Below are 19,429 nucleotides of genomic sequence, written 5' to 3'. Positions count from 1 at the left end.
CTCGTTACCCTCTGTCCGCCCCGGTCATCTGCTTGAGCGCAGACCGGCTGTCGGTTGCGTCAGTCATCCGCAGATCCGTTTCAGGCTGGCAGGGCTGGACACCAGTGTGTTGCCCTTCCCCTGCAAGCGCACGATCTGTGTGTCACGGCGCCGCTCCCAGCGATCTACCGGATAAGCTTTGGCCCATGCACACATGAGTTGCTTGTCCTGCTTGCTGACGCGTAAATTGTAAGTCTGCTGCATGTAGAGACTGATCCGTGCTGCCCGCCCGCGAACCTCCGCCCGGGGTTGCGCCCGCTTCCCTTTGAAGTCGATAACGGTTTGGCATGCCCCGTACATGGGGGTTGGACGTGAGGTCCAGACGGCATACGGGAAGTTGCTTCTGTCTCCGTTAACCTCGCCGACTGCCGGCACCAAATTAACCAGATCGCCTTCGGCCGTCTTGAAGGCATTGTCTGTCTGGGTGCAATTCTTGCGCCCTCCGTCCTGCCAGCACTTGCGCTGATGACCGAGTGACCAGGCCGGGACAACGTGCTCCCATTCGATCCGGCTGGCCCGGGCTGCATTCTTGCGGGGCTGGTATCCGCAGCTTCCGAAATTAACGGTATTTCCGGTGTAGCGGCAGCCGCAGTAGAAATCCTCTTCCATCCCTGCAAAAACACTTGGAAGTACCTTCTTGGCGTTTGCAAAATCACGGCGGCCGGTTGTCTTCTTGCCGTAAACCAGGGCCGAGGGAAGCGCTGGAGAAAACGCCCCCGGCGCATTGCTCTGATGACCGGCGCTGGCCGGCGTTTCAATGGTGGAGGGGCGGGGGAGCGGCAGGTGTGGAGCAGAGGTACAGGCAGCCAGCAGTGTGACGAGCAACAAAGAGACATAGAGCATCAACGTGAGTTTACGCACGCGCAGCGCATCGGGCAACCTGGTTGCCTACAGACTTTGTGACTTAAAAACACGCATCGTGGCTGCATGAAACCGGAAAGCAAAAGGCCAGCCCTCGTGAGGCTGGCCTAAGTGCTTGATACGTATGGTGGGCCGTGCTGGACTTGAACCAGCGACCAAGCGATTATGAGTCGGCAAAAATACGGGTTTTAAAGGCATAGACAGGAAGCGACAAAATCCCGAGAAAGCCATGTAGATACTGGTTTTTGTGGAAAATAGGCCGGCTTGCGCAATAGACAGGAATAGACGAAAATCACTTTCATTCGTCCCCCAGTCGTCCCCCGAGAGGAAGCCGTCATGCCCCGCCAACGTCTGACCCTGCCGCGCATCGCTGCTTTCAGCCCGAAAACAGAGGGGTATCTGTGGGACGAGGACATGCCTCGGCTGGCGGTGCGTGCCCGTCCGTCGGGTGCGAAGAGCTTCCTGTTCAAAGGGGCGCTCAACTATCAGAGCATCCGGATCACCATCGGCAGCGTAGATGCCTGGACCATCGAGGCCGCCCGCGATGAGGCTCGCCGGTTTCAGCGGATGATTGACGACGGCAAAGACCCCCGCGAGGTTCTGCGCGAAGAAGGCCGGGCACGGGAGGCCGAGGACGCCGCGAAGGTGGCCGCGGTGAATGCGGCGCAGGAAGAGCAGCGCCGGCAGTCCGTGGCCGTTGGCGAGGCCTGGGCCGCCTACGTTGCCGCGCGCTCGCACAAGTGGGGCGACTCCCACAAGCGGGACCACGAGAAGGCTATCCAGCCCGGGGGCGAGCACATCACCCGCGGTCGCAAGAAAGGGCAGGGGGAATACTCACTGCCCGGCATGGTTCATTCCCTGCTGACCGAGCCGCTGAAGGATCTGAATCCGGGCCGCCTCTCGGTGTGGATGCAGGAGAACAACGAGCGCGGACCGACCGAGGCCGCGAAGAACTTCCGTCTGCTGCGCGCCTTCCTGAACTGGTGCGCCGAGCGCCCCGAGTATTCCGGAATCGTCCGCCCCGAGGCTTGCCGTGATTCCGAGGTGCGGGACCGAGTACAGGCCACAAAGGCCAAGGCAGGCTGCCTTCAGAAGGAACAGCTGCCACTTTGGTTTGAGCACGTCAAAAAGCTGCGCAACCCGGTTCATTCCGCCTACCTCCAAACAACCCTGCTGACCGGGGCCAGGCGAGAGGAACTGACCGGCCTGACCTGGGACTGCATCGACTTCCAATGGAAGTCCATGACCATTCGGGACAAGGTGGAAGGAGAGCGAACCATTCCGCTGACGCCTTACGTGGCCTCGCTGCTGGATGCTCTGCCGCGCCGGAGTCAATGGGTGTTCAGCAGCCCAAGCGCGGAGTCCGGTTGCTTGCAGGAGCCGCTCAAGCCCCACAAGAGGGCGATGGCTGCCGCTGGGCTTCCGCCCTTCACCATCCAGGATCTTCGCCGCTCCTTCGGCACCCTTACCGAATGGGTGGAATGCCCGGTGGGCGTGGTGGCACAGATCCAGGGCCACAAGCCGTCCGCGCTGGCCGAGAAGCACTACCGCCGCCGGCCGCTCGACCTGCTGCGCATGTGGCACGTGAAGATTGAAAGCTGGATTCTTGAGCAGGCCGACATAGAGCAGCCGACAGAGGGGGCCGCACCAGGTCTCAGAGCCGTCAAGTAACCTCCATCTACAACTTTAACGATTGACGTTAAACGACATGCGTTCTATCCTCAACCCATGACGATTCGTTCATTTCGGTGCGAAGACACCAAAGCCCTTTACGAAGGACTGCACCCGAAGCGATTCCGGAACATTGAAGCTGTCGCGGAACGAAAACTGCAAATGCTTGATGCTGCCGAAGAGCTGAAGGACTTGCGCTCGCCCCCGGGCAATCGTCTCGAAGCGCTCAGCGGGAACCGAGCCGGACAGCACAGCATCCGCATCAATGACCAGTGGCGCGTGTGCTTCGTTTGGACGGCTACGGGGCCGGAGGGCGTCGAAATCGTGGATTACCACTGAAGGATTTGAACATGGCTACGAACAATATGCGCCCCATTCATCCGGGCGAGATTTTGCGGGAAGAATACCTGCTGCCGCTTGGACTCAGCGCCAACGCCTTGGCAATGGATCTGCATGTTCCTGCCCCGCGCATCAACGACATCGTGCGCGAGCGGCGGGCCGTCACTCCCGATACTGCGCTACGCCTCGCCCGCTACTTCGACACCACGCCGCAATTCTGGATGAACCTGCAAACAGGCTTTGACCTGAAGCAGGCCGAGGCGGCAATAGGCGAGAAGGTGGCACGAGAGATTCGGCCAATGCACGCGGAAGCTGCCTGACCGAGCAGAAGGAGAAAAAGCCATGACCACAATGCACAACCCACCCCACCCGGGCGAAACCCTGCGGGAAGACGTGTTGCCGGCCTTTGGGCTGACCGTGACCGAATCAGCCGCGCAGCTTGGCGTGACCCGTGCAGCGTTGTCCCGCGTCCTCAATGGCCGGGCTGCAATCTCGCCAGAGATGGCCCTGCGCCTTGAAGGCTGGCTGGGTGTGGAGAACGGCGGCCGGGCCGATGGATGGCTCGCACAGCAAGCCGCGTTCGACCTCTGGAAAGCGCGCATGGCTGGCATGCCTGCGGTGACGCGGGCACCGGAAGTGCTCGCCGCCTGACCGAGCAAGAGAGGAGCGAACCATGAGCGACTACAAGCCCGTTTCCTTCAGTCCTCGCGCCCACGCCGAAGAAGCCAGCAAAGGCGACCCGGCATTTCGGAAGGCCAACGAGCTCTCTGCCCTGGCCGAACTGCAGCGCAAGGATCTGGCTACGGCGGTCCGCAGCATCTCTCCGGAAAAGCACTTTGTATGGGATGGCGAGGACGAGGACGACCGCCCGGCCACGGACGAAGAACTGCGGGCCGGCATCGAGGCTGCACGTCGGGGCCGTAGCTGACCGAGCACCACCACCGCGCCTAGGTCGGCCAACCGAAAAGCGGGAACCTTCACCCGCCTGGCGCGGTGCCTCTTTTGAAGGCGCTTGAAGGAGCGCAGTGATGAGCAAGAATCCGAGCTGGATTCAGTTTTCCGACGACGCATGGGGTGAAGCTGTCGGACCCTCTGAATACGATAAATTTCTAGATAGCCTAGACGCCCCGACGCTCCCGATCCAATCGCTTGAACCGCTGCCCGACCATGACGCCCCGCTGTTGCTGACGTGGATCACAGAGCATCTTGCAGAGCTGGCGGCTGACGAACAATTCCGCGTCATCGGCCCACATGGGCTGACGTTTCATCAGCATGCTGACAAGCTGATGGAGGTTGCGCACCTTGATGCGGCTCGCCGCTCTGCAACTGGCGACCTACGCGACCAACTCACCGGCCAGCACCGCGACGCCAAGCAGGAACTTGACGACTTCGAGCGAAGCGAAAAATTTCAAAGCGCACTGCGGTATTGCCTTGAGGCGGCAGGGCCGGCTTTTGAGCGGATCGCTTCAGCGACACCGGAGAATCAAGCCGCCGTCCTGTTTCAGCTGCAGGCTGCGGCACGGTATGAGGGATTGAAAGCTCTTATCGCCCCATCAAGCGGAACGCAGTCTCAGCCTGTCATCATTGAGCAGGCTCAGGACCGTACAGCGGCGGCGGCAGACGAAAGTTCCACGCCCCAGCGGGAGGCAGGAAAAGCCCGCTACGATGAATTGCGCACGCAAATGGCTGGGTACTTGACGACACCCAACACTCCATCTGACATCAAGACTGTGCAAATGGACAAGGCAAAAGTCGCAGGAGAATCCACACCGCGGGATGTATCCAAGAAGGAGGCTTTACCGGTAGGTGTGACGCGCAGCGAGATATTGTCCGTGTTTCCCCCTCTCAGGGGACAGACCGCCGAACAGTGGAAAAAGATGATGAGCGACCCTCCAAAGTGGATGGAGGCAGCCCGGCTAGACCCCGGCAGACGCGGCATTCAGTCCATCTGGAATCCCGCACTGTTCGCTATATGCCTTGCCGAGAAGGGAAAAATGCAGCGCCGTCCGCTAGGCGCCATCATTGGTCGGAGCTTTCCGGAATATCTGCCGGAGTGGGAAGGTTACGCCGGTAGTTTTAACTGACTTACCGGCCTTCACTACCGGCAAACTTACCGGCACTTGACCTGAAAAGCCTCACGGCTGCTGGATTTTGCTACCGGCGGTAGAGCTTCAAAAAACTGCCGGTAGTCAGGCTGGACCCTGTTTTTATAGACAGGGGCTTACAGCCATGAAGCAAAATCAACACCCCCGCAGCTACAACACGCAGCGCACTGCCGCTGTGCTCGGCGGAATCCTGCCCGCCAGCATCTCAACCGCGCTTTACCGGAACGGGCATTACTGTGGAGTCGTCCCGGTTCGCCTGCCGAATGGTCGCCTCTTGTGGCCTGCCGATGAAATCGACGCCTTGGCATCCGGCGTCCGTGCAGTTGAAGCTCCCGACGTTGGCGCTAGGCTTGCTGCAGCGCGTGCTCAAGCCCTGGCCTCGGGCGAGGTGGCGCAATGATGGCCGGCACCTTCCCCAAGAGTGGCACCCAAGCGGCTCGCCTGCTCTCTGTCCTGCTGACCGGCCTTGCCATTGGCCCGCTGAACGGCTGGCGGAACATCGGCATTTATCGCCTTGCTGATACCGTCCTCCAGCTCCGCAAAGCTGGGTGGGCGGTTCAAACGGACAGGGTGGAACGTGACAACCGTTTTGGCGAGCGGTGCTCCTTTGCCAGCTACACCCTGCCTGGCGACGTGATTGACGCGGCAGGCGAGGACGGGCAAACCTTTGCGCGCCATGAGGCCGCGATGATGGCAAGCACCGTCCGCAAGGTGGCCGCGTAATGTCCATCAGGGTCATGTCATCGGTATGGGATAACTTCCCCGGTGCCGGCGGCTCTGAGCTGCTGGTGTTGCTCGCCTTGGCCGACTGGTCCAATGACGACGGACTCTGCTGGCCGAGCGTTGCAGCAGTTGCCACCAAATCCCGCCTCTCCCGCTCCCAAGCCCAGCGCGTCATGCGCGGGTTGTGCGACGGGGGTTTTGTCAGCGTTGTTGGCAACGAAAACGGCGGGAAGCCGGGGGACACCCGCCGGTACAGGATCAACCTCGGTGCAATGACGGGTAGCGCTGATGCGACGGGTGGCGCCAGTGCGGCAGAGGGGTCGCATGGGTGCGCAGAGACGGGTAGCACCCATGCGACCCAAACCATCATTGAACCGTCAGTAACCGTCAAAAAGAATAGTCGTGTCCGCAAAGGTGCGTTCGATGCACTGGCTCGCCTTGTCGAGCTTGGTGTTCAGCAGCAGGTCGCTGAAGACTGGCTGACCCAGCGCAAGGCAAAAAGGGCTTCGTCCACGGATACCGTCATTCGCTCGTTTGCCAGCGAGGCGGCCAAGGCTGGCTTCACCCTGAACGATGCACTGACGGAGTGCTGCGTTCGCGGGTGGCAAGGTCTCAAGGCGGAATGGCTGACCTGTGCCACACCCACACGACGCACGGCCAAAGAGTCGTTCGCGACGAAGAATTACGGCCAGGGGGGCGACCTGTGATGATGCGCTCGGACCAAACGAGAACCGACACCTGCGAAGCTCACGGCCCCTTCGTAGCACACAACCGCATTGGCAACCTCTGGACGCGCTGCCCCGCGTGCGGTGCTGAGGACGAGGCACGGCGTGTTGCCGCACGACAGGCCGAGGCGCTGGCGCGTGACGCCGTCCTGCTGGAACAGCGCATCCGCACATCCGGGATTCCCGAGCGCTTCAAGGATCGCACCCTCGGCACCTTCACCGCTGGCAGCGAGGCGCAGAAGCGTGCGTTGGCCTTTGCAACGGAGTATGCGGAGGGCTTCGACAGCGTTCTCGAGAGCGGGCGCAGCGCGCTCTTCGTTGGCCGGGTGGGAACCGGCAAAACCCATTTGGCGGCCGGCATTGCTCTGCACATCATCGGCAAAAACCACACAGTCCTCTTTACGACCGCGCTGCGGGCCGTTCGCCGCGTGAAGGACACATGGCGCAGGGACAGCGACGAGACGGAGGCCGAGGCCGTTGCCGCCCTTGTTAGCGCGAGTCTCTTGGTGATTGACGAGATTGGCGTTCAGTTCGGCAGCGATACCGAAAAGATGATCTTGTTCGACGCATTGAATGGCCGCTATGAACGCCGCCTGCCGACCCTGCTGCTGTCGAACCTCGGCGTCGAAGACGTGAAGACCTGCCTTGGCGAACGAGTCTTCGACCGACTCCGGGAGGATGGCGGGCAGGCGATTGTCTTCGACTGGGAGAGCCATCGCGGCCAGAAATCCCCGAAACCGTAAGCTGAAAAATAATTTGGCAAAAGCCCCGTTTATCTAAGAATCATAGGCGTATAGAGATACATTTCCCCATCACGGACTTTGGTTTTTTTGGGAGCGAAAGATGATTTTTGAATGGATCAAGCGCGTTTTGGTGAGCGCATTCGGCAAGCCCGCCCCGGAGCCGGAGCCTGAAGCGCCATGGGTTGGCGCGGCACGCGTTCTGGGCGAGATGCTCGCAGCCATCGAAGCCCACGACGCCAGCAAGCAGGCTGACGGCAAGGAGGCTGCGTAATGGCGAACTTGGGCGTAACGGGCGGCATTGGTGCCGGAATCATGCAGGGCCTGCAGTTCATGCGCCAGCGTGAGGGCGATGCACGGCAGGAACAGGCGCTGCAAAACCAGAGCGCGATGGTCGATATCCACAAGCAAGATCAGGCGTTCAAGGTGCAAGAGCAGGACCGCAAGGGCCGCATGCTGAAGGGCTATCAAGAAATCATGGCCGACCCGGATCTGTCGGACGCCGAGCGATATAGCAAGTTTGCGCGAGAGCACGCCATGGACATGACGCCTGACGAGCACCTGGCAGTCAAGAAGGTTGTCGAACCGATGGTGCAGGCATTCGGGACCGATGCGATTCATCGCGCCGTCAATGCGCGCGACCTGTCGGGCATTGAAAAGGTGCTCAGCATACGTGCTCCGGGGTCGAAGGCAGCCTTTAGCGGCGACGGGAAGCGCCTCGTGGTCAGTACGCCTGATGCGCGGCAGACCGATTATGACTGGAGCGGATTTGCCACAGCTCATGGGCTGTATGGCTACCTCGACCAACAGAAAGCGCAAGCCAAGAGCGCCCTCGACGCCCGCAAGACTGAAGCCGAGATTCAGGAGAAGATTGCCAATGCCAACATGCGGGACCGCTTGCCGCAATTGAACCTTGGCGCGGGCGGCAAGGAAGAAAAGGGTAACAGCGGATTCCCGTTCGACACGAAAGACCTCGAAGCCGTTACGCCGATTGACCCCGCCACCAGCAAGACGGACCCGCAGAAGCTCGCCAACATCGGCGCAAACGCGGAATCCATCTTGCGCCTGAACGTCCCCATGCAGAAGTCTCCCCGCAATGCGCTGTCCATTGCCGCGGCGCTGGAGAAGGGCGAGATGAAGCCGGAGGCCATCTACGACCCGGCGACGAACACCTATTTCAAGGGCGTGAAGTTTGGCAGCGGCGCGGTGCGCATCGCCAGCGAGTCCGACATCGATCCGGATCAGTTCCACGGCAACAAGCCCGGCACTACCAGCGTTCGCCTCGCTGCCGACAAGGCTTGGCTGCCGCAATACCTTGGCACCTTCAAAGACCTGAAGCAGCGCGCATCGTTGGAAGCTGCCATTAAGGCCGACACGCCGCAAGGGCAGGCCGACCGCAACAAGATCATCGAGGCTTACGACAAGTTCCAGTCGAGCGGCGTGGAAGTGCCGCTGTTCCTGCGTCAGCAATACAACGCTCTGCGCACGGGCGACCGCCTGAAGGTGGCGCCGGCCGAGAAGAAGCCTGCCGCACCGCGATTTGCGCCCGGTGGCATAGGCCGCAAGCCACTGCCTGACACATCCGGCTATGGGGCGGGCGGCACCAGGGGCACGTCGCTGGCCGGTGAAGCCTTTGACGGCTACATCGCCGATCCGGTGGTCGGATTCTTCAAGGAAAGTGCAGCCAAAGCGCGCGCCGAGTGACAAGCCGCACTTGTGGGGCCAAAACCAAAGGGGGTGGCGCTCCCTGCCGTCGCCGCTCCCGCTACAGCAATGGCCGGTGCAGGCTGCACGGCGGCGCTTCTACCGGCCCCCGGACTCCCGAAGGTAAGGCGGCGAGCAGCCGAAACGGGAGGCTGGGAGGCCGCCCCCGGAAGTGGTGCGAAGGTAGTGCTGAAAGTGGCCCTGCCTCGACGGTCAGCGATTGAGTCTGCCGGCTTCTCGCATCTCTTCAATCAGGTTGGCAACATCCTCAATGTGGAAAAGCGGCTTTTGTCCATGGCGCACAACCGGGATTCCCAGCAGCCCGGCTGACCGTTTGTTTCGGAGCGTTCCGGGCTCGGCGTGAAGCACCTCGGCTAGCTGATCCTCGGTCAGCAGGGGGCCGTATTTATCCAGCAGATAGGCTCGGACCAGCAGAGTCATGTTTCCTCCAAGTTAGAAACAGCGATCCACGGCAGCTTACATCGACAGTCGAGTACGCAGCGGACCATGGAGGTGCGGAATCGGCCCCTGGGTAGGCCAAATAATCGGCCGCGATGGCATCCAGAGTTTTGAGACCATCGACCGCGGGGCTGGCCCGGTCCTCGATGTAACGCAGCCGGCAATCCGCACGCAAAAGCGCACAAGAAAGCGCACGGAATGTTGAAAGATGTTCAGGTTTTCAGCCCGTGCAATGCGGGCACCATCCGGCCTACTTCTTCTCCCTCCACTCTCCGCCGATCCAGCCAATCACGGCACAGATCCCGATCCACACGGCAAGGTACGCACCAGACAGCCACCACGGCATGCCGGAAAAGAGCCCCACCAAGGCGCTCAGTCCGGCGAAGGTAGCCCATCCCCCGAAGGGGATGCCCAGTATCTTCAATTCATCTCTCCTTCTGCAGGGCTTTCTCCACTGATTCCACATCCCACATCAACAATGTCCTCCACACAGATAGGCAGCGCCCTACCTCTGGTCGCATGCGAGTTTCCACTGCAATTCGATAGCCGTTCCAGGCGGAATAGGCCCCCATGCGGGCGTCGAATGTTTCAACGTGAGCGCGCTTCCTTCGCCCATTGGTTTTTTGTAGACAGACGTGAACAGTCGTTTTGAGCGTTCCTCGCTGCAATCGTACTCGACGTGCATGATGGACGAAGAGTATTGCTCTCCGTCCTTACCAAAGATTGGTTCTGCATAATTGTAGAGACTCCACATCCGTGTAAAAATCCCCTTTTTGCGAACCGTCCCAAGGTCAACATAGTAGCTGGTGGTATCACTTGCCCCGACGAGGGACCAACCTGCTTGAGCCCCTGAACTGAACGCGACCAATCCCAGAGTAAAGGCTACTATTTTCATGACGGCCTCAGTGGATAGATTCCTTGAAGATTAGTCCTTACTCAAAAAATCCAAAATGATTTTCATCACTTGACAGACCTTGAACGGAGGGGGAGACTAAGGGTGCTGCCGACACAGAGGCAGACGGGCGTGAGAACCCGGATAGCTCAGGCCGATGAGGCCGCGAACAACGCGGCTTTTTTACGTCGGTAGCATGGTGACGCCTGTTCAATGGCGGGCCGTGCGGGGCAGCCGCGAGGCTGGCCGGACCCTGAGCCCGGTATTCTCACCCCCGCACGGTTCCGCCGCCCACCGTGAGAAGTGGGTTGCGGAGAACATCGCCGCAAGCTCAGGAGTTCTATCATGCGCAACACAGCAACGGGCACGCACGCCCACACCTACCGCACCACGTCCCCAGCCCTCACCCGTGGCCCGCGCCGTCGCATCGGCCACCAGGCCGCCGCCCAGCCTTCGCCGCTCACCATCTTGAGGGCCATCGTGCTGGAGACGATGGACTACCCACCTGTGCGTCCGACCAGCGCCGACAGCTTCCTCCCGGCCCCCCTGCTCGACGCCGCCAAGCGGGCCGTCAAGGTGGCCAAGAGGGGCACTTTCGTCCGCCTCACCGCTTACCGCATCATTCGCCACCTCGCCGGCCCTGCCATCGCCTTTCGTCTGTCGTTTGGGAGGGCGTGACCATGAGCAGAACTCTCGTACTCTCGCCTGAGAGCGAAATCCGTATCGAGATGGACCCCGGTTTCCGCTCCGTTTTCATGGGCTCTCGCATGTCGCTTGAAGCGGCGGGGCTTGTTCCTGAAGACATCAAGTGGCCTGTAGGTTCAGATTGGAGCATTTGGGAAGAGGGGCCGTTCCAGTGCTTCCTTCTCCGACACTCATCCAATTCCCGCATGAAGCAATCAGTTTGGGACACACAAGACAGTTGGCGTCTATCCATGTTCATTCGCAATAAGCCCAGCGATCACCGGGAGCAGTTGATCATTGCTGAGAAAGCGCGCGAACTGGCCCGTGCCGCCTGGAGACTGTCGCCGGCCGGAGAGCAACAGCGCGAGCGGTGGCGGGCAGCTCGAAAAGATAAGGGCTACTGCGAGTTCATGGAAAGGGTTCTGCCTCCCAAGAAGACCAGGGCTAAACGTGCAACTACCCCGAGGGCTGAAGCATGACCGCCGACATCAAGCAGCACCCCCAAACCATGGGCTTCACCGCTGCAACCGGGCTGTACGCCATCGCCCCCGGCGCTGCCCACACCGACATGCTCGACCAGTTGAGCGCACGCCTGACCCAGCTTGAAGCAATGCTTTCCTCCACGTGCGGATGCGCTGGCGAAACCTTCCGCAGCATGTCGGCCAGCAGGCAGGACGCATTCATGTGGGCGTGCCTGTCGCTGGCGAAAGAGGCTGAGGATCTTTCAAGCGCATTGAACGACTGCTAGAAACCTGCGGACGCACCACATACGGACCCGGCCAAGCGCCGGGTTTTTCGCTTCTGGCCAGCGGTTACATGGGCAGGGTTACACACGACGGTTACAGCGACAGCCGGTATCTCTTGGCCAGGGCGGGATAGAGAGAAGAGCCGGGATTCCGGCTTTTTCGATTTCAGCAATCAGCTCTTTGGTTTGCTGATTCTCAAGCCAGTAGCCGCCAAGGTGGAACTCGGCGTAGGTCTGGCCGTTCTGCCCGTGGGTGTATTGGCCTTCCGTGGGGGTCGTTTTAAAAACGCCACCCTCCAAAACAAGGCGGCGAACGGTCTTGAGTACGTTGTCGTGGGTGCTGCCCGTCAGGTCCGCTATCTCGCGGCTGGTCATGGTCTGTTGCTGGCGACGGGGCGACGTATCCTCAAAACTGAGGACACCCTCTTCGCCGTGCTGGTCGGTAAAGCTGGTGGCAACCAAGTTGGTTGCTCCATCTACCAATTTGGTTGATGGGCGAGGTGGGGCCGGCGATGGTGCCCACGGTCGAACTTGAAACTGCGGGAATATCCGCAGTTAGCGCCAAAGAAGGCCGCAACGGCGGCACCTCCGTCGCCAAAGGGGGTGGTGAAACGCCAGCCCCTTGACCGGCAGCCTCGCGCCTCTCTCACAAAGCCGACTACTGGTAGGTTTTGAATGGCGTCGAGCATGGCCACGCCGCCTGCCGCGAGTCAGGCCCGACGTTCAAAGATGCTAAGGTTTGGGCTGTCGCCGCAGGGCTGTCCGGAGCTGGGAATATTCCGGTTTCAAACCGGAGTATTCAGCCCCGTGTCGTAGGTTCCGTTCTAAACGTGAGCTTGGAGGGAGGTAGCCAGTGCCGTGCTGAAGTCCGCTGCAGCCCCATTGGCGGGAGGGCTCAACACCAGCCCCTGCCACGCGCCAGGGGGGGCTGCTCAGTTTTGAGCAGACCTCGGGGTTTGCTGGGATTCTGTGGATAGCTTCTGATCTGCAGCATTGACGGCTTCGACCGTGCCACCGGTGCCAGCCCAGTCGTCGGCGATTATCTTGAGGTGGAAGACCTCGGTTTCGCCGGCGGCAGTGGTGGCACGCCATTGGACGGTTCTGGAAAGGTCGGAGAGCGGGCACATAGAGCCATCAGCGAAGAACAAGAGCCATGATCCTAAGGCACGCGGGGTTTGCGGGCTATGAAGTAGTTCATTCGCATCGGGTGCCGTTTCTGCGAATGAGTCCCCACGCCCGGCCGGCTTGCGACTTCCCTTGTGTCCGTCACCAGCGCATTGCCCGCCCCCTGCCATCGCATGATCTGGGCACTGGCTGAACGGCGGACTTAAAATCCGCCGCCGCAAGGTCTGCGGGTTCGAGTCCCCCTCCCGGCACCTGGCTATCGCAGCGAATTGTATATCTGCTTGGTGAGAGGACTGTTCGTCAGCGTCGCCGACATTCGCCTTGTAAGGGCCACGCTCTACCAACTGTGAGCGCATGAGCGGGAGTGCTTCCCCCTCAATCACTGCGGTCCGTCTCACGGCGATGTTTTGGCCGGCCCCGTAGATGGTGCGCACCTTGTTGATGATGGCGTCGCACGGGCCGCCATGTTTCGCCGCCTCGATGTTCGGGGATATCAGGGCGAGGAGGGTGCCCGGGGCCAACCGGTTTGCCCTCGATTTTTTCTAGTCGTCCCCCAGTCGTCCCTCGGCGCCAGAAAGCAAAAGGCCAGCCCTCGTGAGGCTGGCCTAAGTGCTTGATATGTATGGTGGGCCGTGCTGGACTTGAACCAGCGACCAAGCGATTATGAGTCGCCTGCTCTAACCAACTGAGCTAACGGCCCTGAAACTGTTTACGCCTCGTTGTCGAGGAAGCTGCGCAGACGCTCGGAGCGGCTGGGGTGGCGCAGTTTGCGCAGGGCCTTGGCTTCGATCTGGCGGATGCGTTCGCGGGTGACGTCGAACTGCTTGCCGACTTCCTCAAGGGTGTGGTCGGTGTTCATTTCGATGCCGAAGCGCATGCGCAGGACCTTGGCTTCCCTCGGGGTCAGCGAGTCGAGGACTTCCTTGGTGGCGTCGCGGAGGCTGGAGTACAGCGCTGCTTCAGCCGGCGCGAGGGTCGCATTATCCTCGATGAAGTCGCCCAGGTGGGAATCATCGTCGTCGCCGATCGGTGTCTCCATGGAAATGGGTTCCTTGGAGATCTTGAGGATCTTGCGGATCTTCTCCTCGGGCATTTCCATCTTCTCGGCCAGGGTGGCGGGATCCGGCTCGTTGCCGGTTTCCTGCAGGATCTGGCGGGAGATCCGGTTCATCTTGTTGATCGTTTCGATCATGTGCACCGGGATGCGGATGGTCCGCGCCTGGTCGGCGATCGAGCGGGTGATGGCCTGGCGGATCCACCACGTGGCGTACGTGGAGAACTTGTAGCCGCGACGGTATTCGAATTTGTCCACCGCCTTCATCAGGCCGATGTTGCCTTCCTGGATCAGGTCGAGGAACTGCAGGCCGCGGTTGGTGTACTTCTTGGCGATGGAGATCACCAGGCGCAGGTTGGCCTCGGTCATTTCGCGCTTGGCGCGACGGGCCTTGGCTTCGCCGGTGGACATCTGCTTGTTGATGTCCTTGAGGTCTTTCAGCGGGATGCCGATGCGGGTCTGCAGGTCGATGAGCTTTTGCTGCTCTTCGAGCACGGCTGGCTGCATGCGCATCAGGACCGGAATGTTGGCCGGGCCGCCGGAGATCTCGCCTTTGAGCCAGTCCAAGTTGGTTTCATTGCCCGGGAAGCTCTTGATGAAGTGCGGGCGCGGCATGCTGGACTTGTCCACGCAGAGATGCAGGATCTTGCGTTCATGGGCGCGAGCCTGATCCACCATGTGACGCACGGCGTCGCACAGGCGCTCGGTGGTCCGGGCCGTGAAACGGATGTTCATCAGCTCGTTGGAGATCTGCTCCTGGATCTTGGCGGAAGCCTTGTCCTGAGGGCCCTTCTTCTGGAGAGCCGGGACCATCTTCTCGTAGAGGCTGCGCAGATTGGCGAAGCGTTCGAGGGCCTCGGCCTTCATCTTGAGGAGGGAGGCCGACTGGGCGCCGCTGGGGTCACCTTCGGCGTCTTCGTCCTCGGCTTCGGCGTCGTCTACTTCGAGGTCTTCACTCTCGGCGAGGGCTTCGATGTTGTCGGCCGCGTTGGGGTCGATCAGGCCGTCGATCAGCTCGTCGATGCGCATCTCTTCGCGGCCGATCTTGTCGGCGGCTTCAAGGATGTCGGCGATGGTGGTCGGACAGGCGGAGATCGCCTGGATCATGTGCTTCAGGCCTTCCTCGATCCGCTTGGCGATCTCGATTTCGCCTTCGCGGGTGAGCAGTTCCACGGTGCCCATCTCGCGCATGTACATGCGGACAGGGTCGGTGGTGCGGCCGAATTCGGAGTCCACGGCGGACAGGGTCTGCTCGGCTTCGGCTTCGGCCTGTTCGTCGTCCACCACGGTGGGGGCGACTTCGGACATGAGCAGGTCTTCGGCGGCCGGGGCCACGTCGAACACCTGGATACCCATGTCGTTGAAGGTGCTGATGATCGACTCGATCTGCTCGGCGTCGACGAGATCGTCGGGCAGGTGATCGTTGATTTCGGCGTAGGTCAGGTAGCCCCGTTCCTTGCCGAGGGCGATCAGGGTCTTGAGCCGGGTGCGGCGAACTTCAGCCTCTTCCGCCGAGGGGGCCTCGGCGATCATCGGGGCGAGTTTGTCCTTGACCTTCGCTGCTCGCGGCTTGGCAGGCGCTTTGCGCGGTGTTTTGGGCTTTTCCGTGGTCATGGGGGGCTGTCCTCGATGTGTCGTCGATTGTATCGGCGGGCGAATTTCGCGAACCGAAAATTATATTACGAATCCGATACTTTTGCGCGTACGCGGAGCTTCTGTTTGTGCAGCAGTAACTCTGCGAGCTGTCTTCTTTCGGCTGGATTGAGTCCACTTTCTCGCTCGCGGGCGGTCAGAACGTCAATTTGCCGGCTGATTGCGTCGGCTTCCAGCTTGTTGAGTGTGTCGTTGAACAAGTGTTCGATTTGCGCATCATCGAACGCAGAATCGGCCAACTGGCCGGCCATGCGGGCGAGCAGGTCGGCGTGGGGGGTGTCCCGGTAGTGCTCAAGCAGCGCGCCGACGCCCTGGGTCGGCAGGTCGCCGACACTCATGGCGTCGGTGATGGCGATTAGTGCGCGGCCTTCCGGGCTGTGGTCGGAGAGCAGGTCGATGGGCAGGCGGGCGGCCCATACGGGGTGCTGTACAACGAGCTTGAGCAGGGTTTCGAGTGCGGTTTGCGGCGTCTGGCGCGGTGTCATGCGCGGAAAGTCGGAGCCCTGTCGGCGCTTGCCGCGGAAGGGGCGATCACCGCCATCGGTGCCGCCAAAGCCGCGGTTGAAGCCGCTTTCGAAGCTGTTGCCTTCGTCGAAGCGGCGTGGCGGCGGGGCGGAAGCCTGCTTGAGACCGAAGGCCTGCTCGACTTCGGCCTGGGTGAAACCGGCGCTTTCGGCGAGCATCTTGATGACCTGCAGGCGCAGCAGCGGCGCGCCGATGCGGGTGACTAGCGGTTTGGCCTCGTGGACCAGTTTGGCGCACCCTTCGGCGGTGCTGACATCGACTTCCTTCTTCAACTCGGCGAGGAGAAAATCGGCCAGTGGCTGGGCGCGGGTCATGGCGGCGCGGAAGGCGTCCGGCCCTTCGGCGCGAACGAAGCTGTCCGGGTCGTGTTCTTCCGGCAGGAACAGGAAGCTGAGGGCCTTGTTGTCGGCCAGATGTTCGAGACTGACTTCCATCGCTCGCCCGGCAGCCCGGCGGCCGGCGGCGTCCCCGTCAAAACAGAAGACGACCCGGTCGGTAAGGCGCAGGAGTTTCTGGATGTGATTGGGGGTGGCGGCCGTGCCGAGGGTGGCCACCGCGTTGCCGACGCCGAACTGGGCGAGGCCGACCACATCCATATAGCCTTCGACCACCAGTACGCATTCCTGGTCGCGGATAGCCTGGCGGGCCTGGACGATGCCGTAGAGTTCGCGCCCTTTTTCAAAGAGCGGCGTTTCCGGTGAATTGAGGTATTTCGGCTCGCCCTTGTCGAGGACCCGGCCACCGAAGCCGATCACGTTGCCGCGCTGGTCCTGGATCGGGAACATGATGCGGTCGCGGAAGCGGTCGTAGCGGCGGTTTTGTTCGTTTTCGAGGACCAGCCCGCACTCAAGCAGGGCGGCGGCGCTGTAATCGGGGAAGGCTGCCTGCAGGGCCTGCCAGCCTTCCGGTGCGTAGCCGAGGCCGTAGCGGGCAGCGATTTCGCCGGTCAGGCCGCGTCGCTTGAGGTAGTCGATGGCTACCTGGCTGCGCTTGAGTTGCTCTTTGTAGAAGCGGGTTGCCTGGGCCATGACTTCGGTCAGGGATTGATCCCGCGCCCGGTCGTGGTTGGGGGTGAAGTCGTCTTGCGGGACTTCCATACCCACCGTACTGGCGAGTTCCTTCACGGCATCGATGAAACCGAGGCCGTTGTATTCCATCAGGAAGCTGATCGCGCTGCCGTGCACGCCGCAGCCGAAGCAGTGGTAAAACTGCTTGGTTGGGCTCACCGAGAACGAGGCTGACTTTTCGCCATGAAAAGGGCAGCAGGCAAAGTAGTTTGCCCCGCCTTTCTTGAGCGGCAAGTAGCGCTCGACGACCTCGACGATGTCGACGCGGGCGAGCAGATCCTGGATGAAGGATTGCGGAATCATGGTGTCCGGCTGGCGCGCTGGGGCGCAGCCCTCATGAATCCTAGTTGCCGAGTCGTGATTTCACCAGCTTCGAAACGTCGGCCATGTCGGCCTTGCCAGCCAGTTGCGGCTTGAGGACGGCCATCAGCTTGCCCATGTCGGTTGGGCCGGTGGCGCCGGTAGTCTTGATGGCGTCGTCAACGATGGCGGTAATCTGCTCTTCGCTCAGGCCGGCGGGTTTGTAAGCGGTCAGAACCTCGATCTCGAAACGCTCGGCGCTGGCCAGATCGAAGCGTTGGGCGCCTTCGTACTGGGTAACGGAATCCCGACGCTGTTTGAGCATCTTGTCGACGACGGTGATTACGGCGGCGTCATCCAGTTCGATGCGCTCGTCGACTTCCTTCTGCTTGATGGCAGCGAGGAGCAGGCGCACAGCGGACAGGCGAGCCGTATCCTTGGCGCGCATGGCGGCCTTCATGTCGTCGTTGATCCGTACTTTCAGGGACATGACTGGGGAGTTCCTTGCAGGTGGGTTCCGCAAACGGGTCTGCCGAGCATGGCTCGGGACGGGTGTGCGTAGCGCAACGGAAAAGCACAAACGCCACGCGCTCGCGCAAGATGCGCGTATCGCGTGGCGATCGGGAAGCCTGTACTTGGGTGTTGCTTAGTACATCTTCGGGGGCAGGGTCTGGCTGCGAAGGCGCTTGTGATGGCGCTTCACGGCAGCAGCCAGCTTGCGCTTGCGCTCTGCAGTCGGCTTCTCGTAGAACTCGCGGGAACGGAGCTCGGGCAGCAGGCCCACTTTTTCAATGGTGCGCTTAAAGCGACGGATGGCAACTTCAAACGGCTCGTTTTCTTTGACGCGAATACCCGGCATGCGTGCTTCCTCGAAAATTCTTTAGACGGAAAAACGACGAGTATAAACAAGTCGTTTCGGTCTACCAAGTCCACTTTTCACTTTATTGCCCGGCGCGGAGTAAAATCGGCATCTTTTTTCTCCGGGCCGATCATGCGCGTTCTGGGTATTGAATCCTCCTGCGACGAGACCGGCGTAGCCATCTACGACACGGACAAGGGTCTTCTCGCCCATCGTCTCCACTCCCAGATCGACCTCCATGCGGCCTATGGCGGCGTGGTGCCCGAGCTGGCGTCCCGCGATCATATCCGTCGCCTGCCCCTGCTGCTGCGGGAGACGCTGGAGGTGACCGGGCTGGTAATGGGTGACATTGATGCGATTGCCTATACGGCGGGTCCGGGGCTGGCGGGGGCGCTGCTGGTCGGTTCGAGTGTGGCCGAGGCGCTGGGTGTGGCGCTGGGCGTGCCGGTGCTGCCGGTTCATCACCTGGAAGGGCATCTGCTCTCGCCGCTGCTGTCGGCCACGCCGCCGGTTTTTCCTTTCGTGGCACTGCTGGTATCCGGCGGGCACACCCAGTTGATGCGGGTTGCCGGGGTGGGCGATTACACGCTGCTTGGAGAAACGGTGGATGACGCAGCTGGCGAGGCCTTCGACAAGACCGCCAAGTTGCTCGGCCTGCCGTATCCAGGGGGCCCGGCCCTGGCAAAACTGGCGCTGGAAGGCGCACCGGGGCGTTTCAGGCTGCCCCGTCCGATGCTGCACAGCAAGGATTTCGATTTCAGCTTCAGCGGCTTGAAAACGGCGGTGCTGACGGCGGCCACTGCGCCTGATTTTACCGCAGCCGACCGGGCGGATCTGGCCGCCGAGTTTCAGGCTGCGGCCGTGGATGTGCTGGTCGCCAAATCCATGGCGGCATTGAAGCACACGGGTTTGAAGCAATTGGTCGTGGCGGGCGGTGTCGGTGCAAACCTGATGTTGCGTGCAGAACTGGATGCCGCGGCAGCGAAACGCAAGGCCCGTGTCTTTTACCCGGAGCTGGAGCTATGCACGGACAATGGGGCAATGATCGCCTTTGCCGGCGCACTGCGCTTTATCGCCGGCGAGCGGGGTCCCGCTGAGGATGGCTGTTTCGCCGTGCGGCCGCGCTGGAGCCTGCAGGAGATCACTCCGCCGGCCTGAG

The 19,429-nt window shown here is 61.3% G+C and carries 27 protein-coding genes and 1 tRNA gene; 17 read left to right on the top strand and 11 right to left on the bottom strand.

The window, feature by feature from the left end:
- Nucleotides 1–63 precede the first annotated feature (63 nt).
- Nucleotides 64–918 carry an endonuclease gene (locus tag ETQ85_RS17805; RefSeq protein WP_246128801.1) on the bottom strand — a complete coding sequence of 285 codons (855 nt, stop codon included), beginning with the start codon at nt 916–918 and terminating at the stop codon, nt 64–66.
- Between the two features lie 318 nt (nt 919–1,236).
- On the opposite strand from ETQ85_RS17805, the gene ETQ85_RS17800 reads away from it, so the two are divergent.
- The 13 genes from ETQ85_RS17800 (at nt 1,237) to ETQ85_RS27455 (ending at nt 9,131) form a co-directional block, all read left to right on the top strand.
- Nucleotides 1,237–2,571: a tyrosine-type recombinase/integrase gene (locus tag ETQ85_RS17800; protein WP_148580429.1), complete on the top strand. Its 1,335-nt coding sequence runs from the start codon at nt 1,237–1,239 to the stop codon at nt 2,569–2,571.
- Nucleotides 2,572–2,628: 57 nt separating this feature from the next.
- Nucleotides 2,629–2,910, top strand: a complete 282-nt coding sequence (locus tag ETQ85_RS17795) for a type II toxin-antitoxin system RelE/ParE family toxin (RefSeq protein ID WP_148580428.1) — start codon at nt 2,629–2,631, stop codon at nt 2,908–2,910.
- Between the two features lie 11 nt (nt 2,911–2,921).
- A complete protein-coding gene (locus ETQ85_RS17790) occupies nt 2,922–3,230 on the top strand; it encodes a HigA family addiction module antitoxin (RefSeq protein ID WP_187394756.1) in 309 nt (102 codons plus the stop codon).
- Nucleotides 3,231–3,252: 22 nt separating this feature from the next.
- On the top strand, nt 3,253–3,561 hold the full coding sequence (locus ETQ85_RS17785) for a HigA family addiction module antitoxin (protein ID WP_148580426.1): 309 nt from the start codon (nt 3,253–3,255) through the stop codon (nt 3,559–3,561).
- A 22-nt stretch (nt 3,562–3,583) separates the two neighbouring features.
- On the top strand, nt 3,584–3,838 hold the full coding sequence (locus tag ETQ85_RS17780) for a hypothetical protein (RefSeq protein WP_148580425.1): 255 nt from the start codon (nt 3,584–3,586) through the stop codon (nt 3,836–3,838).
- Nucleotides 3,839–3,938: 100 nt separating this feature from the next.
- The gene (locus ETQ85_RS17775; RefSeq protein ID WP_148580424.1) at nt 3,939–4,994 is read left to right on the top strand and encodes a hypothetical protein; all 1,056 of its coding nucleotides are present in this window, start codon (nt 3,939–3,941) and stop codon (nt 4,992–4,994) included.
- A 145-nt stretch (nt 4,995–5,139) separates the two neighbouring features.
- Entirely contained in the window at nt 5,140–5,415 is a 276-nt protein-coding gene (locus ETQ85_RS17770) for a hypothetical protein (RefSeq protein ID WP_148580423.1), read from the top strand.
- Complete coding sequence (locus ETQ85_RS17765; RefSeq protein WP_148580422.1) at nt 5,412–5,738, top strand: helix-turn-helix domain-containing protein; 327 nt, start codon at nt 5,412–5,414, stop codon at nt 5,736–5,738. Before ETQ85_RS17770 ends, ETQ85_RS17765 begins: the two co-directional genes overlap by 4 nt.
- A complete protein-coding gene (locus ETQ85_RS17760; protein WP_148580421.1) occupies nt 5,738–6,445 on the top strand; it encodes a helix-turn-helix domain-containing protein in 708 nt (235 codons plus the stop codon). The genes ETQ85_RS17765 and ETQ85_RS17760 overlap by 1 nt, the downstream gene beginning before the upstream one ends.
- A complete protein-coding gene (locus ETQ85_RS17755) occupies nt 6,445–7,206 on the top strand; it encodes an ATP-binding protein (protein WP_187394755.1) in 762 nt (253 codons plus the stop codon). The genes ETQ85_RS17760 and ETQ85_RS17755 overlap by 1 nt, the downstream gene beginning before the upstream one ends.
- A 100-nt stretch (nt 7,207–7,306) precedes the next feature.
- Nucleotides 7,307–7,477, top strand: coding sequence for a hypothetical protein (locus tag ETQ85_RS26300; protein ID WP_187394754.1), 171 nt, complete (start codon nt 7,307–7,309; stop codon nt 7,475–7,477).
- Nucleotides 7,477–8,907 carry a hypothetical protein gene (locus tag ETQ85_RS17750; protein WP_148580419.1) on the top strand — a complete coding sequence of 477 codons (1,431 nt, stop codon included), beginning with the start codon at nt 7,477–7,479 and terminating at the stop codon, nt 8,905–8,907. The genes ETQ85_RS26300 and ETQ85_RS17750 overlap by 1 nt, the downstream gene beginning before the upstream one ends.
- The gene (locus ETQ85_RS27455) at nt 8,904–9,131 is read left to right on the top strand and encodes an HGGxSTG domain-containing protein (RefSeq protein ID WP_148580418.1); all 228 of its coding nucleotides are present in this window, start codon (nt 8,904–8,906) and stop codon (nt 9,129–9,131) included. Before ETQ85_RS17750 ends, ETQ85_RS27455 begins: the two co-directional genes overlap by 4 nt.
- On the opposite strand, the gene ETQ85_RS17740 is transcribed toward ETQ85_RS27455, so the two are convergent.
- From ETQ85_RS17740 to ETQ85_RS17735, 3 genes are all read right to left on the bottom strand, one after another.
- Nucleotides 9,121–9,348: a MerR family transcriptional regulator gene (locus tag ETQ85_RS17740; protein ID WP_148580417.1), complete on the bottom strand. Its 228-nt coding sequence runs from the start codon at nt 9,346–9,348 to the stop codon at nt 9,121–9,123. The genes ETQ85_RS27455 and ETQ85_RS17740 overlap by 11 nt on opposite strands.
- A 268-nt stretch (nt 9,349–9,616) precedes the next feature.
- Entirely contained in the window at nt 9,617–9,790 is a 174-nt protein-coding gene (locus ETQ85_RS26295) for a hypothetical protein (protein WP_187394753.1), read from the bottom strand.
- 81 nt (nt 9,791–9,871) lie between these two features.
- A complete protein-coding gene (locus tag ETQ85_RS17735) occupies nt 9,872–10,261 on the bottom strand; it encodes a surface-adhesin E family protein (RefSeq protein WP_148580416.1) in 390 nt (129 codons plus the stop codon).
- Between the two features lie 342 nt (nt 10,262–10,603).
- On the opposite strand from ETQ85_RS17735, the gene ETQ85_RS17730 reads away from it, so the two are divergent.
- From ETQ85_RS17730 to ETQ85_RS17720, 3 genes are read left to right on the top strand one after another with little or no spacing between them, the layout of a single operon-like run.
- Complete coding sequence (locus tag ETQ85_RS17730; protein ID WP_148580415.1) at nt 10,604–10,936, top strand: hypothetical protein; 333 nt, start codon at nt 10,604–10,606, stop codon at nt 10,934–10,936.
- A 2-nt stretch (nt 10,937–10,938) separates the two neighbouring features.
- Complete coding sequence (locus tag ETQ85_RS17725; protein WP_148580414.1) at nt 10,939–11,421, top strand: hypothetical protein; 483 nt, start codon at nt 10,939–10,941, stop codon at nt 11,419–11,421.
- Complete coding sequence (locus ETQ85_RS17720) at nt 11,418–11,690, top strand: hypothetical protein (protein WP_148580413.1); 273 nt, start codon at nt 11,418–11,420, stop codon at nt 11,688–11,690. Before ETQ85_RS17725 ends, ETQ85_RS17720 begins: the two co-directional genes overlap by 4 nt.
- Before the next feature lie 78 nt (nt 11,691–11,768).
- Here ETQ85_RS17720 and ETQ85_RS17715 read toward each other — a convergent pair whose 3' ends face one another.
- The 7 genes from ETQ85_RS17715 to rpsU all read right to left on the bottom strand — a co-directional run bounded on the left by ETQ85_RS17715 (nt 11,769) and on the right by rpsU (nt 18,270).
- Nucleotides 11,769–12,149: a Rha family transcriptional regulator gene (locus ETQ85_RS17715; protein ID WP_222862201.1), complete on the bottom strand. Its 381-nt coding sequence runs from the start codon at nt 12,147–12,149 to the stop codon at nt 11,769–11,771.
- A gap of 470 nt (nt 12,150–12,619) precedes the next feature.
- Nucleotides 12,620–12,835, bottom strand: a complete 216-nt coding sequence (locus ETQ85_RS17710) for a hypothetical protein (protein ID WP_148580412.1) — start codon at nt 12,833–12,835, stop codon at nt 12,620–12,622.
- 600 nt (nt 12,836–13,435) lie between these two features.
- Nucleotides 13,436–13,512 (bottom strand) — tRNA-Ile (locus ETQ85_RS17705).
- Nucleotides 13,513–13,521: 9 nt separating this feature from the next.
- Nucleotides 13,522–15,480 (bottom strand): RNA polymerase sigma factor RpoD, encoded by a 1,959-nt coding sequence (gene rpoD, locus ETQ85_RS17700; protein ID WP_148580411.1) that lies wholly within the window; start codon nt 15,478–15,480, stop codon nt 13,522–13,524.
- Nucleotides 15,481–15,545: 65 nt separating this feature from the next.
- Nucleotides 15,546–17,414 carry a DNA primase gene (dnaG, locus tag ETQ85_RS17690; protein WP_187394752.1) on the bottom strand — a complete coding sequence of 623 codons (1,869 nt, stop codon included), beginning with the start codon at nt 17,412–17,414 and terminating at the stop codon, nt 15,546–15,548.
- A 40-nt stretch (nt 17,415–17,454) separates the two neighbouring features.
- Nucleotides 17,455–17,901, bottom strand: coding sequence for a GatB/YqeY domain-containing protein (locus ETQ85_RS17685; RefSeq protein ID WP_148580409.1), 447 nt, complete (start codon nt 17,899–17,901; stop codon nt 17,455–17,457).
- A 156-nt stretch (nt 17,902–18,057) separates the two neighbouring features.
- Nucleotides 18,058–18,270 (bottom strand): 30S ribosomal protein S21, encoded by a 213-nt coding sequence (rpsU, locus tag ETQ85_RS17680; protein WP_079432811.1) that lies wholly within the window; start codon nt 18,268–18,270, stop codon nt 18,058–18,060.
- Between the two features lie 132 nt (nt 18,271–18,402).
- On the opposite strand from rpsU, the gene tsaD reads away from it, so the two are divergent.
- Nucleotides 18,403–19,428 carry a tRNA (adenosine(37)-N6)-threonylcarbamoyltransferase complex transferase subunit TsaD gene (gene tsaD / locus ETQ85_RS17675; protein ID WP_148580408.1) on the top strand — a complete coding sequence of 342 codons (1,026 nt, stop codon included), beginning with the start codon at nt 18,403–18,405 and terminating at the stop codon, nt 19,426–19,428.
- Nucleotide 19,429 lies beyond the last annotated feature (1 nt).

The sequence above is a fragment of the Zoogloea oleivorans genome (assembly GCF_008107625.1).
GTDB classification, from domain to species: domain Bacteria; phylum Pseudomonadota; class Gammaproteobacteria; order Burkholderiales; family Rhodocyclaceae; genus Zoogloea; species Zoogloea oleivorans.
The sequence above is the reverse complement of the archived record's forward strand: the minus strand, read 5'-3'. Positions and strand labels throughout refer to the sequence as shown.